Annotated in this window: 12 protein-coding genes and 1 pseudogene; 4 read left to right on the plus strand and 9 right to left on the minus strand. The window is 61.8% G+C overall.

The annotated features are described in order from the left end of the window. The first annotated feature begins 76 nt into the window (after nucleotides 1-76). Entirely contained in the window at nucleotides 77-763 is a 687-nt protein-coding gene (locus HV670_RS05465) for a hypothetical protein (protein ID WP_175103609.1), read from the plus strand. Between the two features lie 407 nt (nucleotides 764-1,170). On the opposite strand, the gene HV670_RS05470 is transcribed toward HV670_RS05465, so the two are convergent. Continuing rightward, complete coding sequence (locus tag HV670_RS05470) at nucleotides 1,171-1,773, minus strand: YceI family protein (protein ID WP_175103610.1); 603 nt, start codon at nucleotides 1,771-1,773, stop codon at nucleotides 1,171-1,173. 497 nt (nucleotides 1,774-2,270) lie between these two features. On the opposite strand from HV670_RS05470, the pseudogene HV670_RS05475 reads away from it, so the two are divergent. Continuing rightward, nucleotides 2,271-3,500, plus strand: a pseudogene (locus HV670_RS05475) (PepSY-associated TM helix domain-containing protein). Nucleotides 3,501-3,689: 189 nt separating this feature from the next. Here HV670_RS05475 and HV670_RS05480 read toward each other — a convergent pair. The 5 genes from HV670_RS05480 to HV670_RS05500 all read right to left on the minus strand — a co-directional run bounded on the left by HV670_RS05480 (nucleotide 3,690) and on the right by HV670_RS05500 (nucleotide 11,180). Next, nucleotides 3,690-5,003 carry an alpha/beta hydrolase family protein gene (locus HV670_RS05480; protein ID WP_175103611.1) on the minus strand — a complete coding sequence of 438 codons (1,314 nt, stop codon included), beginning with the start codon at nucleotides 5,001-5,003 and terminating at the stop codon, nucleotides 3,690-3,692. A 35-nt stretch (nucleotides 5,004-5,038) separates the two neighbouring features. Further along, the gene (locus HV670_RS05485; protein ID WP_217478362.1) at nucleotides 5,039-6,718 is read right to left on the minus strand and encodes a S8 family peptidase; all 1,680 of its coding nucleotides are present in this window, start codon (nucleotides 6,716-6,718) and stop codon (nucleotides 5,039-5,041) included. A gap of 347 nt (nucleotides 6,719-7,065) precedes the next feature. Then, nucleotides 7,066-8,625, minus strand: a complete 1,560-nt coding sequence (locus HV670_RS05490) for an efflux transporter outer membrane subunit (protein WP_425511386.1) — start codon at nucleotides 8,623-8,625, stop codon at nucleotides 7,066-7,068. After that, nucleotides 8,622-9,695 carry an HlyD family secretion protein gene (locus HV670_RS05495; protein WP_175103613.1) on the minus strand — a complete coding sequence of 358 codons (1,074 nt, stop codon included), beginning with the start codon at nucleotides 9,693-9,695 and terminating at the stop codon, nucleotides 8,622-8,624. The genes HV670_RS05490 and HV670_RS05495 overlap by 4 nt, the downstream gene beginning before the upstream one ends. Nucleotides 9,696-9,707: 12 nt before the next feature. Further along, complete coding sequence (locus tag HV670_RS05500; RefSeq protein ID WP_175103614.1) at nucleotides 9,708-11,180, minus strand: MFS transporter; 1,473 nt, start codon at nucleotides 11,178-11,180, stop codon at nucleotides 9,708-9,710. On the opposite strand from HV670_RS05500, the gene HV670_RS30890 reads away from it, so the two are divergent. After that, nucleotides 11,179-11,355: a hypothetical protein gene (locus HV670_RS30890; RefSeq protein WP_175103615.1), complete on the plus strand. Its 177-nt coding sequence runs from the start codon at nucleotides 11,179-11,181 to the stop codon at nucleotides 11,353-11,355. The two genes, HV670_RS05500 and HV670_RS30890, sit on opposite strands and share 2 nt — an antisense overlap. Before the next feature lie 345 nt (nucleotides 11,356-11,700). Next, a complete protein-coding gene (locus HV670_RS05510) occupies nucleotides 11,701-12,474 on the plus strand; it encodes an AraC family transcriptional regulator (protein ID WP_175103616.1) in 774 nt (257 codons plus the stop codon). A 328-nt stretch (nucleotides 12,475-12,802) separates the two neighbouring features. On the opposite strand, the gene HV670_RS05515 is transcribed toward HV670_RS05510, so the two are convergent. From HV670_RS05515 to HV670_RS05525, 3 genes are read right to left on the minus strand one after another with little or no spacing between them, the layout of a single operon-like run. Continuing rightward, nucleotides 12,803-13,228, minus strand: a complete 426-nt coding sequence (locus HV670_RS05515; protein ID WP_175103617.1) for a PepSY domain-containing protein — start codon at nucleotides 13,226-13,228, stop codon at nucleotides 12,803-12,805. A 7-nt stretch (nucleotides 13,229-13,235) separates the two neighbouring features. Beyond that, nucleotides 13,236-13,526, minus strand: a complete 291-nt coding sequence (locus HV670_RS05520) for a hypothetical protein (RefSeq protein ID WP_246257022.1) — start codon at nucleotides 13,524-13,526, stop codon at nucleotides 13,236-13,238. Then, entirely contained in the window at nucleotides 13,523-13,789 is a 267-nt protein-coding gene (locus HV670_RS05525) for a hypothetical protein (RefSeq protein WP_246257023.1), read from the minus strand. Before HV670_RS05525 ends, HV670_RS05520 begins: the two co-directional genes overlap by 4 nt. Nucleotides 13,790-13,796: the final 7 nt, after the last annotated feature.

Raw genomic sequence — 13,796 nt, forward strand, 5'->3', positions numbered from 1 at the left:
GCCCCTCGAGGTCAGGAGCAGCCTGATCCGCCACGTATTTCAGCCGCTATTCAACCAACACAATGGGGAGCCGTTCATGGCCAAACCAGTCGCCGACTTGGCAGCATTGCAAATTCTCGCGGGGCAGTATGCCGGGAGGACTTACGGAAAGGTACTCAGCGAGGTACTCGCCTATGTCGATGCCGTGGAAACATGGAAGGAGGTGCCCACAGGCGGCAGCATCGTACCGTTCCAGCGCCAGGGCGGGAGTCGGTATATTTGCGAGTATCAGAAGGGCAACCTGGCGAATATCGTGCATGAGTTGACTCACATCGCTGTGTACGAAGGCTACGGCAACGATATGCTCAACTACCTTCCTACCGCTAAAGATGCGAACAAGCCCGCTGCCGTCCTGGGCACGGGCGGATATGTCTCGAATCTCTCTTTGCGACAGTTGCCCGATAACGCGGCAATGGCGCCTTTGGAAGCGACAATGCAGGGAATCGCTGCGTTGTGCGCCGGCTCCAACATGGGCAAAGCTCACAAGGAGATGGTTCAGGTGAAGACGACCTACGCGGCGACGTTACCGCACCTCGAGTTCGATACCTGCATCAATCACATCCTTGCCTATATGGTGGGATGGGGCTATCCCAAGACCATTTCATTCATCAAGACCAAGATTGGCTCATCGCATTTTGGTTCAGCCAATGCCTTGTTCAGCCAGGTGGAGCGTGTGGCGCTGCAGCGCCATCAACTGCGCACCGGGCAAGCGGTTACCGGCTGAACGGATTCAGTGGAAATGGACACCTACCTGACGAACCAGAAGAACACGGACGGTGTCCGGGACCGCCATCAGGGATGCGGAGACTATTGCTTTGCGTATTGAGGCCCATATGACGGGAGGCAATTTGAGCAAAGTTAGGGATCCCATCCTCAATCCCTATGCGCCTGGAGCGGGGAGCCCTCCGCCGGAACTGGCCGGACGCCATGCAGTCCGGGCCGCGGTGACCCTGTGCATCGAACGGATGCGGCACGGCAGACAGGCCAAAAGCGTCCTGATGGGTAGGCTTGAGGGGCGTGGGCAAGACCGTCCTGTTGGACCGAGTGCATGTCCCGCATTCACTGGCGTGCATAGACAAGCCATCGGTTCCTGTCCGCGCCGAACATGTGAATCGTAGGTGCGTTCGCTCTTTATTTCTCTGACTTCATCACTACCGAGAAAGTGACGGGCGCGGAACTCGCCAGCACGTCCAGCTTCATCAAAGTGCGTAGTGCCTCAACGCCATCCTGCAGTCCATAGTCCTTCAGGTTCACGACAATGGGTGCGCTAGTCGAGACCTGCAACGCCCCGGACGGGAGTTTGACGATACGCAGGCTCGCGGTCAGCGGGTTGCTCTGACCATCGATGGTCAACTGCCCGTTCACGTCGACATCTGCGAGCGCGCCCACGCGCATTGCCTTGAAGCGGCGTGCATCGACCGTCCCGGCGAAGACCGCCTTCGGGTTGCCGGCAACCTTGAACAGAATCTCTTTCAATCGCTCATTGCGCAGTGGAATGTGGGTCTCGACGCTCCCGAGATCGACGTCGAACTCCAGCTTGCCGTCATCGCCGAGCGTGCCATCGATCTGCTTGAACTTCTGTACCTCCACGATCGCTGCAACGCCCTGTGCGGGAGCCTTTGTGGTAACAAAATTGAACGTCGATGCGCTATTGTCGACGCGCCACGCGGCGTGAGCCGACGATAGTCCGAACATCAACGCAACTGCCGCTGCATAACCGATGAATTTTCGCACTTGGAGATTTCCTATTTCTGGTGGAGTGGGATGCCGTTGCTGCGTATTCGAACAGCAAGAAGCGGGTGGTTTCTATAGCGACGCTGCGCCTGGTTCGTGTGATGGACAAGGCGTCACCCGCGTGATACCAAACGCGTTCGATACTGAGCAATGGTAGAGCAGGCCATCGTGCCCGTCAGCGCAGGCGTTCCCATAAACGGAAACAACAGAGTGACGACCCGTCTTGAATCGTACCTGCACGCGTCTGAATCGATGAAAGTAAGCCGCCAGCAATACCGAACCGCTCGATCGCTCCACCATTCGTCGTCAAGGCCGCACCTGCTGCCGGGCTCGTCAGAAGTTGCCAGCGATAGTGGCGCGGGCTCAGCGAAGAAGGGTGATTACATCTTCCTTGCTCCGCTGCATGGTCGTCGATAGAATGCGAATAATTCTTATTCGTACGGCGGCAAGTTCCTGGTCTGCATCATTGCTGTATCACCGGTTCGGTCGCCGCAGTCATGAGACCCTTGCTCGTTCGCCTGCATCGATGGCTCGGCGTCGCGACGGCGCTGTTCCTGTTCGTCTCCGGATTGACCGGCGCAATCATCGCGTGGGATCACGAACTCGACGCGGCGCTCAATCCGTCGTTCTTTCATGCGCGTACGACGGGTCCGGCGCTGTCGTCGCTGGAGCTGGCGCGGCTTGTCGAAGCCGCCGATCCACGCATCGAAGTCACGTATCTGCCGCTTGGCGTGGAGGCCGGGCATGCGCTGCAGATGATGGTGCAGCCGCGCACCGACCCCGCTACCGGCCAGCCTTAAGCGGTCCGCTTCAATCAACTCTTGGTCGATCCCGCCACCGGCGAGCTCCAGGGCCGTCGTGAGCGGGGTGCGGTGTCGCTCGCGCGGCTCAATCTGCTTCCGTTCATCTACAAGCTCCATTACACGTGGCATGTGCCGTTCGTCGGCGGGATCGACGTGGGGACGTGGCTGCTGGGGATTGTCGGCATTGTGTGGTTCTTCGACAGCGGAATCGCGCTGATCCTGTCGTTTCCCAGCGTGAAGGCGTGGCGCCAGTCGTTCGCTTTCCGCATGAGGCGCGGCGGCTACGCGCTGACGTTCGACATGCACCGCTCCGGCGGCGTGTGGATCTGGGGTTTGCTGGTCGTCATCGCGTTGACATCAGTGTCGATGAATCTCTCGGATCCCATCGTTCGTCCGATCGTTTCCGTATTTTCGACACTCGCGCCGTCGATCACAAGCCATCCTGAACTCGCGCCTTCGGGCGTTCCTGGGGCGCGGCGGCTTATGCGCGAACAGATTCTGGACACGGCCGTCAACGACGGCGCGCGGCACGCCCTGACGGAGCCGCCGGGCGCGCTGTACTACGCGTCGGCGTTGCATGCCTATGGCGTGGGCTTCTTCGCACCCGGTCAAGACCACGGTGATGTCGGCCTCGGCAACGCCTGGCTGTACTACAACGCGAGCACGGGCAAGCCCGCTGGTTCGTCGATTCCCGGACGTGGCTCGGCCGGCGACATCTTCATGCAGGCGCAATTTCCTCTGCATTCCGGCCGGATCGCCGGAATAGGCGGCCGGATCCTGATCAGCGCAGTGGGCGTCGCGGTTGCGGTATTGAGCGCGACTGGGCTGATGATCTGGCTCAGGAAGACGTCGGCTCGCCGCCGTTCGGCAGCGCTTTCGGCGGCGAGCGCCGCGAAGAACATATCGATCCCGTCATCGTTCTGAGCGGGTGCTCGTTGATGTCGGGTTCTTGTCTGAACCTGTTCTCGCACGTGGACCAGCAGGGACCGGACATAGGGGACACGGCCCACAAGACTGCCGCGGTCCAACTTTTTTTGGTGGCAAGTGCGAGGGCATGGGTGCCCCCCGATGTTGATACGTAGTCATGCTGAGCGTGACGCCGATGCATCGAGCTCAGGTTTTTTCAATGGCGCTCATCAGCACCCGCACGACCTCAGGCTTGCAGATGTCGGAGTGCCCGGTAATCACGCTATCGCTGTTCAGATTGTGCAGCTTGCCCGCAACGAATGTATTCGCCGCGCCAAGCGCGGGGAGCTTGAGCGTCGTGGCTTCGGGAGTGTGTTGCGCGCCATTGCGGCCAAGTCCGCCAAATGGGTCGTTCGCATCCCCCAAAGCCGCCGCGTTCTGCCCTGCGATCAATGAAGCAAGCGGGTAGGCTAGCCCGACTGCCTTGTCATTCACCGTGAACGTGATGGCGATCGGACCTGAGATTCGCCCTTCCGACACAACGCGGCGGAAGAATCCATCTTTCTTGCCGTCGAATTTTTGTGCGAAGCCGTTGTGTGAGAAAGCTGCCTGAAGCAGTGTCATGGACGAAAATTTGAGCGGCGGCTGTCCATCCGGACCGAGCGCGGCTGATGTCACCAGGCGCGCGCCGAAGCTGTGCCCGACGAGATGGACCTTTACCTTCGGCGCTTTAGTCAGAATCTCGCGGACGAGATCGTGCACCGCGGTTTTTCCCACGAGCCCCGCACGCTCTTTCATCTGATAGTAAGTCGTGAAATTGAGCAGATTGCGCGCAGCGGATTCAACGCCGCTGAAGACTTTTCCGAGTCCCGCCGCTCCGCCTGGCGAAACTCCGAGGTCCGCCGCGCCGCCACCCGCCCGCTTGATGGGCGGCGGCATGACTGGCTTGGCCAGGAGATCCATCAATTCAGCGCCCGTGAGTTTGAATAAGCGATCGGATGCGTCTTCGGCATTGCCTGTCTTGTCGAGCGGCAGTTCGCGCACGAGATCCGCGAACTGCTGTCGTGCGGCCTGGCTGTTCTGAAGCTGGGGAATCAGCTTGTTCACTTTGGCGAGAATCTTGTCGGCATCGGGGTGATCGAAGACGCCCTTCAGATCGGCAACTTTCTTATGGAGCAGGGCGCCTGTGATCGGCGAGCCGGCGCTGGCGGCACCGCCCGGTATCAGTTCCTCGTCAGTGAACTTCTTCGAAGGCCACAGCACGGCGAGGATAATGAATTTGCGCGCGAGAGATGCTGAGCCATCGTCAGTCAGTTGTTTTCGGAACGCCGTGAAGAAATTCCGATAGAGCTCACGCGCATCCTCCATATCGTTGTTCCGGCCGTGAGACATCAACACAATGTCGGACGTCTCGCCCGCCACCGCGAACTCGAGGGCTTGCTTGCGCGCGGCTTGATCCACCGGCGTACCCTGCCTGTCGACCTCGAACTCGAAGTACGGAAATCCTGCCAGCGTGGCCATTGCGTTCTCCTCGAATTCGAACCGCTTGCTGGACATCAGACGGACTGAATCGCACGCATCAGATCGACCAGTCCACATCCCTGAAAATATCGGTCGCGCTTGAGGTCGATTGCGGTCGACAAGAACACTTCCTTGACTCGCTCCGGTCGCCCGATAAATTCGCCCCGCACGGAGAGGAACGCCGCTATCACGCCGGACACATGAGGCGCCGCCATGCTCGTTCCGCTATCTTCCTTGTAGTGAGCCGTGACCTTCGCGGCCCGCTTGATCCCCGAGCCTGTCTTGGTGCTTGCGCTCGAAGCTTGCGGCTTGTTCCACGCATTGATCTTGCGCGTCAATGCCGCTTCGTTCTTCCTGTCCGCGGCCGCTCCTTGGGGCGTGATGGTGCCATCGGGATCGACGCTATGCCATGCCGAAGCGCAGGACACGATCTTCTCGCCTGGCGCGACCAGATCCGGTTTGGCGCGGCCATCGCCCGTCGGGCCTTTCGATGAGAAATACGACACGCCATAGACGTGGGGCATGTCGCGGTGGGTTGAGCCAACCGTGATCGCCAGATCCGCGTTGCCTGGGTCGTTGATCGTCAGTCCGAGTCCGGCGAGCACGGTGCCCTTGGCCGCGCTTTGCGCGAAGCCATAGCCGGTATTGCCCGCGGCGACCACCACCACCACGCCTGATTTGACGAGTCGGTCGACTTCAACGCACAAGGGACTTTGACCACACGCGAACCACTCCGGCTCGAAATCGTAGCCGACGCTCATGTTCACGCCGTGCACACGGATATAGCGTCCATAACCGTTGATGCGTTGTATTTCCTCGATCGCCGCAATGAGGCTGCTAGCCTGCCCATTGCCGTTCTCGTCGAGCACCTTGAGGCTAAGCAACTTGCACTGCGGCGCCATTCCGGAAATGGCGGGGGGGTGATGAATCTGCTCTTTCACTTCACCGGCTTCGTCGCGATAGCGTGTCGTCGCAACAAGATCGCCGTCTTGCTCAGACATCGTGCCCGCTATGATCCCAGCCACATGGGTACCATGCCCGAACTTGTCGATGAGCGCACCGTTGCCATTGTCGTTGAGCGACGTGAGGTCGCGGTGCGCCAATGGAGGCATGCCGCTCAGATTGAGATTGTCGTATTTGATGAAGTGCGGGTGCAGGGCGTCGATGCCCGAATCCATGACGGCCCAGATGATGTCGTGCCCGGTGGTCGAGAACGATTTGAGCGCCGCATCAGCCTTGACGGTGCTGATGGACTTGTTCAGCAAAGCCTTGACGGGGAAATCAGGCCAGATGCGATAGACCGCCTGCTTCGTGACTGAGGGCGAATCGGATGCGTCCTCTGGACCGCTCGCTCGATCGCGCCGGATCAGTTCCTGGATCACGCGGCCTTCGAGTGTCGCGAACAGGTATTGCTCGGACATCCGGGTCTTGGGCTCGTTGATGCCTTGTTCGGACTCGATGATCTTCCATGCTTGTTTCTTGTCCCGGAAGATATCCGCGATCAGTTTCCGGACCCTCGTACGCGCCGAATCTCTACCGCCGGGGTACTCGAGATGCAGGTCGATGATGACCGGATAAAGCCGGCGCTTCGTACCCGGAGTCTCCGCGAGCCGTTTCTGCTCGGCGATGAGGTCTTCGAGCAAGGGGATGGCGACCGCCGTTCGATCAAGAACCTTGGGTGTGAATGGCTTTTCCTGAGGATCGCCTTCGGTCAACGCCGGCGCCGATGTGGAACGTCGAGGCGCGTCATTTTCCCTATCAGCTCGTTTGCGTCTCGTCCCTGATGCTGGCTTTCTAGTGGCCATTGCGGCGTGCTCCTTACGGTGAAGCAATCGCTGTTACGTGCATCCTTTGCGCGGGAAAGACAGGTGTCCAAACTTTCACCGGGCGAACCGCATTGAGTTCAACGTCGAGTTGACTGATCGGGCCTTCCGAGCATATTCGACAGGCAGACGGATTTCCAGATTTTTCAGGGCGGCCCGATGGAGCGGTTGCCCTGTCAGGCCAGGGCAACCATCGCGCGCCTATGAACCGGATCCAATAGTTTCAGTTCGCACGGTTCTCACTGCACGGACTTGGCGTGCTCCGCAGCCGGCGGCGTCTCCGGGAATGCCGTTTCCCAGCCACCGCCGAGAGCCTTATAGAGCGAGACGAGATTGATCGAGGCGATGGCGCGGCTCTCTGCCAAATCGCTTTCGGCGTTCAACAGGTCTCTCTGCACGGTGAGTTCGTTGAGGAAATCGATCGCACCCTCGCGATAGCGCTGCTGCGCGACCCCAAGCGCGATCTGGTCCTGCTGCACCACCTCCTTCAACTCGTCGCGACGGCGCTGCTCGGCATCGTAGGCCGACAGCGCATCATCCACTTCATGCCAGGCCTGCAATACCGTACGGTGGAAGACGATCGCCGCTTCCTGTTGCTGAGCCTTGCGCAACTGGAGCGTGCCCTTGAGTCTTCCGCCCTCGAAAATGGGCAGTGAGATCGAAGGACCCAGGACGAACTGATGTGACGCCCAATCGCCCAGGCTGGAAAGCTGGAGCGACTGCGCGCCAAGGCTACCCGTCAGCGTGATCTGAGGATAGAAGTCAGCTTTCGCGACGCCAATCTCTGCGGTCGCGGCGTGCAATTGTGCTTCCGCCCGCCGGATGTCGGGGCGCCGACGTGCCAGTTCCGACGGAAAGCCGATTGGCGCGTGAACCGGCAGGGACGGAATGTCGCGCGCGTCCGCCAACGTCTTTCCGAGGGCACCGGGTTCTTCGCCGAGCAGGAAGCTCAGCGCATTGATCAACGTATCGCAGCGCGTCTGCAGCGGCGGCAGGCGCGCTTCGATCGACGCAACCTGGGCCGACGCGTTGGCGACATCGAGGTTGGTCGTCACGCCCTCGGTCAGCCGCAGGCGGGTCAGCTTGAGGCTGTCGCGGGCGACTGCGAGATTCTTGTTCGTGATGTCAAGCAAGGTCTGCGTGGCACGCAACTCGATATAGTCGCGCGCAAGCTCGGCTTGCGCGGAGAGCAAGACAGCGCGGCGGTCCTCAACCGATGCCTGCACGGCCGCGTTCGCCGCTTCCACGCCGCGCCGAGCATGGCCCCACAGGTCCAACTCCCAGGACGCGTCGAAGCCGTATTGCCACAGGTTATAGGGCGGCGATCCGCTCGTGCCGGGCAGGCTCGAAACACCGAATGCGCTGTCGCCATTCGCGGTTTCGGGCTGGGCTCCGGCAGGCGCCACGCCCAGTAGCGAAAGAATGCCAGTCGGGCTCGCCTGCTCGCGGTTGTAGGACGCCGCACCGCCTATCGTCGGATACTGGTCCGCACCCGCGATGCGCAAGCCGGCGCGGCTCTCCAGGAGCCGCGCCGAAGCGGCCTGCACGTCGAGATTGTCGGTGGCGAGCCGCGATTCCAGCGCGACCAGATCCGGGTCGCCCAACAAGGCCCACCACTCGGGCGCGAGCGTTGCCTCTACGGGCTGGCTCGGCGCCTGGGCGTGACTGGCGCGGGTGAAATCATTCGGTGCCGCTACGGGGGGCCGCTGGAAGTCCGGTCCGACCGTGCAGCCGGCAAGCATGGCACCCGACAGCAGGGTCAGCAGAGCGGCCCGAATGGAAAGTACACGCGCCGTCAATTTGTCCCCATCCCCTGTACCGATGCGTTGCTTGCGGCGACGTTGACAGTCGCCTCGACCGAAAGACCCACGCGCAATCGGGCGATCCCGGCTTGTCCGGGATCGAGGGTGATCTTGACCGGCAGGCGTTGGACGATCTTGGTGAAGTTGCCCGTCGCGTCGTCCGGCGCAATCGGCGCGAACGAGACGCCCGTTGCCGGCGCAAGGCTATCGATATGGCCCTTCAGGACAAGATCCGGAACGCTGTCCACGGTGATGCGCACCGGCTGATGCGGACGCATGCGGGTAAGCTGATTCTCCTGGAAATTGGCGACGACAAAGGCCTGCGAGAGCGGCACCACGGCCAGCAACGGCGTGCCCGCACCAACGATTGCGCCTACGCGGATCGAGCGCTGACCGACCATACCGTCGATCGGCGCGCGGATTTCCGTATAAGAGAGGTTGAGCTTTGCCTGATCGAGCGCGGCCTGCGCCCGGGCCAACGTACCCAGCGCCTTGTCGCGCCCCGCACGCAGAATATCCAGCTCCTGCTGGTCAGCGAGCAGCGCGGCACGGTCGCGATCCTGGCCGGCTTGCTGCTCATCGAGCGCAGTCACGGCGTGCTGCTGATCCTCCATCGTCCCTGCGCCGCCCTCGGAGAGATTGCGGTAGCGCGTGGCGTTGGCACGCGCGAAGCCGATGGCGGCCTGATCGGAGTGCAGGGTCGCCTGCGCCTGTTCGACGAGCGCGGGATGCTGTGCAATCTTCGCATCGAAATCCCCCACCGTGGCCATCGCTACCTTCAGGTCCCCCTGCGCGCTGGCCAACGCGGCGCGATAGTCCCGGTCATCGATACGGGCTAGAAGCTGGCCCGCTTTCACCATCTGATTGTCCTCGACCAGCACTTCAGCGATCTGGCCGGCTATACGCGGCGCAACGAGCGTGAAATCAGCGGTGACATAGGCGTCGTTCGTCGTCTCGGCACCGGGTTTGGAGAGCAGTTCTGTACCACCCCAAACGCAAGCGACCAATAGCAGGGCCACGGCCCCTAGCAAGACCGGCTTTCGGGATGGTTGACTAGGTAATGACATTTTTCGATGCGTTCAGCGGGAAGTTGTCTGGGCGACTGCGCGCGGCGGACGAACGCGCACAGGCACAATGGGAACGAGCAGCACAAGGGCGGTGGCCATGGCCGCCATGACGACATAGAGGTCCGCCGACGTCAGCACGACAGCCTGCTCGTGAATCCGCGCGGCCAGATCGGTAAACGTCCCCGTGCGATCGGCGGCTTGCCCGGCGACCAACGGTTCGTCGCCCAGCCGGTCGACGAGCATCGCCGAGTGGTAGTGTTCGCGCGCGGTGCCCAGCCCTTCCACGAGGCCAGTGCCGGCCGCCGCGGCAAAGCCCTTCACCATGTTGAACATGGCAGAGGCGAATGGACCCTCGGTTGGCGGCAGGCCGGTCGTCACTTCCATCAGAAGTGGGATCACGGCCATCGGCTCGCCGACCGTCAGAAGCGCTTCCAGCAGGTAGAAGTTCTCGCGTATCCAGGCCGAACTCATGAAGCTGCCCAGGACGCAAGAGGTGCCGATGAGAGTCAGGCCAAGCCCCAGCACCCAGCGGCAATCGACGCGCTCAATGTTGAGGATCGCAGCCGTAACCGGCAACGCGATGAGCTGCGGCAGGGCAACGACGAGTGCCAGCGGTGCGATCTGCAGCGGCCGATAGCCGTGGACCTCGACGAGATAGTCGCTGGGGATGACCGCCACGCCCAACAGAACCACCAGCACGCCAGCCAGCGTGACCAGCGAATGCGTGAAATTGCGTTTGGCCAACATCCGCAGCTTGAAAAAAGGCAGCGGGTGCGACCACTCGTTCAACAGGAACAGGCAGAACAGCAGGCCTCCTCCACCGAGCAGGAAGCGAATCAGTGGCGAGTTCAGCCAATCGAGCCGGTCGCCCTGATACAGCCCGATCACCAGCATCGAGATCGCGGGAAAACCGGTGAGGAAGCCAACCCAATTGAACGAGCGGATGCGTTCCAGTCTCAGCGGATCTTGCGGCAGGCCATAGGCGATGGCCGCGCTGCTCGCGAGACAAAGGGGCACCACCTGCCAGAACACCATGCGCCAATTGACGTATTCGGTCCAGAGAGCGGCTAACGGTGTGCCCAGGTTGGGTCCGAACGTAGCGGTGAGCGCATAGCCGGCGAGGCCATAAAGCTTGATGTTGGGTGGCAGGTAGCGCAGCGCTGCCGTCATCAGCATCGGCGGCAGGCACCCTCCCGCCAACCCCTGCAGCGCCCTCAGGACGGCGAGCGACTCGACATTGGGGGCAAACGGGCAAAGCAGGCCCAATAGCCCGAACGCGAGCGTGGCGCCGATGGTGAAACGCCGCAGCGAAAAGGTGATGGAGCACCAGGGTGCGAACGCCATGGCGGAGACGTTGGTGGCCTCGAAGAGGGCCGTCAGCCAGGTTCCCTCGTCGTGGCCGATCGAGAGTGCGCCGCGCACGTCCATCATTGCCACGTCGGTGACGTGCTCGTTTAGTCCGGCCGTAAGCGAGGTGAGCAGCATGCCCACCAGTCCGATCGCAATCTGTAGCCCGAAAGCGGGAGGTGCAGGCGGAGCGGGAGGTGCAGGCGGAGCGGGGGGCGCAGGTGGAGCGGGTGGCGGAGGCGGCGCGAGTGCCGCGGGCGGGGAGGGCGGTGCAGGCGCCATGGGCATCCGCTGGCTCGGCGCGGGTGCCTGAACGTCGGCAGCCGTCATACGGATGGAGCGGCAAACGCGAACGAAGCCGTGGCGGCCACGCTTGCGCGGACCGCCTCAGGGCGGTCGGAGCGGCTGAGCGCTGTTTCGGGCGCAGCGCCGCAGATAGGCTTGGACAGGGGCCAGCGAGTAACAAACAAATTTTGGCGCGGACTCGGCACAGCTTACACTCTGCGTGTGTAGTGGATTACCCTAGTCTAACAATTCCGACTTTGGCCGTGTCGTTAAAAAATGCCAATGTTCGTCGCAATACGGACAGTGTTCCAAGATTCATTACTCAATCGCTACACAGTCAACCTGACTTCGGAATAGCTACATTCGTCGCACTATGGAAAGTTTTCGAACCGCAGAGGATTGCCACCGCTCGCCCCGCGCGGTGACGGCTCTGGCAAGCGATTATCCGCATGGTTGTTACATTGGTCCGCACCGCCACCTACGCGCGCAGTTGATTCACGCCCTGACCGGCGTGATGACGGTCATGAGCGAGCACGGGAGTTGGGTCGTGCCGGCGGGACGCGCCTTGTGGATGCCGGCCGGGTCCGACCATGCGGTGCGGGTCTTCGGCGACGTCAGCATGCGCACGGTCTTTGTGGCCCCGGATGCCCGCCCCAGTCTTCCGGGCGGATGCGAGGTCATCGAAGTGTCGCGGTTTCTGCGCGAGGCAATCGTCGCCGCGACGCGCATACGGCTCGACTATGAGCTCGGCGGTAGAGACCACCGCGTCATGGAGTTGATCCTCGACGAACTCGACACCGCGCCACGGCTGCAGTTGCATGTGCCTATGCCTGGAGACGCGCGCCTGATGCGCCTGTGCGAGCAGTTGATCGCAAACCCTTCCGAAGCGGTGACACTCGCAGATCTTGCGGCCGGGATCAACGTCAGCGAGCGAACGCTCGCGCGCCTGTTCCATCGTGAACTCGGGATGAGCTTCGGGCAGTGGCTGCGCCGCATGCGCCTGTTGCTAAGCCTGCCCCGTCTCGCGGCCGGCGTGTCGGTGTTGCAAGTGGCACTGGAGCACGGCTATGACAGTCCCAGTGCCTACTCCGCGATGTTCCGGCGCACGCTCGGCCTCGCTCCGACCGCTTACCTGAACGCGCAATAGCTGAGTCGTTGTCGCCCGTACCGGCCGGCCGCGCCACGGGCACCCATCGAAACGAGATCCCTACGCGAAATAGTTAGACGATTAAACCGATACATCAGATTGTAAATGCATATGCGAATGCTTCTTATTAATATAGAATCAGCGCGCTTAGCCCGATTCCTGGGTTAGCGCCGGCACACGCTACAGCGACCAATCACAAGCGGTCGCATTAAAAACAATTCGATTGGGGGATTTGACATCGTTATGTCCAGTACACTCCTTGCTTCGTCGCGCGTGCGGCCTTTGCATGCCGCCGTTCGCGATGCATTCGTTTGCGCAGCCTTTCCGCTCACGCTGGGCGCCTCGATGGCGGCCCATGCGCAGTCCGACACGCCGACCGGCGCGGCCGACAACACCTTGCCCACCACGCGTCGTTTTCGATGCGCATCCGCCCGTTGCCGTCGAGCGTTGCCGTCACGCGCTGCGAGCGGCCTTGCGTCGGCCAGCTGAGCCACGCGTGATCGCGATCGTGAAAACGCAACGAGAGCACCTTGTGCGCGCCGGGCTGCGTCGCGAGCACCTGATCGATCATCTGCGGCGCATCCTCGACGCGGATCAGTTGGTTGACAGAAGCGGGTGGCGACACCCAATCGGTCAACCGGTCCTTGAACATCGTGACCGCGCCGGCGTAGAAGCAGATGAAAAGTGCAAGACCGCAGATCACGCCGGTCCACGTGTGTACGGTCTTGTAGACACGTATCAGGTCGGTACGCATGGAAGAGTTATTTGCTTGCTTCGAAGAGCGCGAGCGCCAACAGGCTGACGGCACCAAGACATAGCCCCGCGCGCGGTCCTGTGCGGAACAGGTACGCGGCCGAAAACACCGCAGTCCAGACGAGCGGCACGGCAAGCATCGCTGTTTCCGCCTTCGCGGCATCGCCGCCTGAGCCGGGCGTGAGCCGCACGAGCAGTCCACTCGACGTGAGCGCGAGCGCGAATCCGCAGACGATACCTGCGGTCGTCTTGCCGATCCAGTGGCCGGCGATTATCGGTTTCGTTGTGGCGACCTTCAAGGTTTCAATCCCCCGGCGCGGCCGCGAGTGCGCAGTGCGCCAATGGATGGAAACGCAACCAGGCAAGCCATCTGGGTCGTGAGGACGACAAAAAGCGTGGGCGCCAGATCATCACGATCGACGCCAGCAAACAGCGCGCCGATCGCAGTGACGATGGCCGCCTTACGGCTGGCACGCGGCCACAGCGGTGACGCGCGCCATTGCTGGCCGGGAGAACCGAGATAGAAAAGAAGCGCACTGGCAAACGCAAGCGCGACGGGCAAGTACGCG

It is taken from the genome of Pararobbsia alpina, from assembly GCF_902859895.1.
In the GTDB taxonomy this organism is placed as follows: Bacteria; Pseudomonadota; Gammaproteobacteria; order Burkholderiales; family Burkholderiaceae; genus Pararobbsia; species Pararobbsia alpina.

What these genes read in the sequence shown, in the direction of transcription:
- HV670_RS05465 (WP_175103609.1), top strand. Translation starts at nt 77, where the DNA reads ATGGCCAAACCAGTCGCCGACTTGGCAGCATTGCAAATTCTCGCGGGG.
- HV670_RS05480 (WP_175103611.1), bottom strand. Translation starts at nt 5,003, where the DNA reads ATGGCCACGCTGGCAGGATTTCCGTACTTCGAGTTCGAGGTCGACAGG.
- HV670_RS05495 (WP_175103613.1), bottom strand. Translation starts at nt 9,695, where the DNA reads ATGTCATTACCTAGTCAACCATCCCGAAAGCCGGTCTTGCTAGGGGCC.
- HV670_RS30890 (WP_175103615.1), top strand. Translation starts at nt 11,179, where the DNA reads ATGCCCACCAGTCCGATCGCAATCTGTAGCCCGAAAGCGGGAGGTGCA.
- HV670_RS05500 (WP_175103614.1), bottom strand. Translation starts at nt 11,180, where the DNA reads ATGCTGCTCACCTCGCTTACGGCCGGACTAAACGAGCACGTCACCGAC.
- HV670_RS05510 (WP_175103616.1), top strand. Translation starts at nt 11,701, where the DNA reads ATGGAAAGTTTTCGAACCGCAGAGGATTGCCACCGCTCGCCCCGCGCG.
- HV670_RS05515 (WP_175103617.1), bottom strand. Translation starts at nt 13,228, where the DNA reads ATGCGTACCGACCTGATACGTGTCTACAAGACCGTACACACGTGGACC.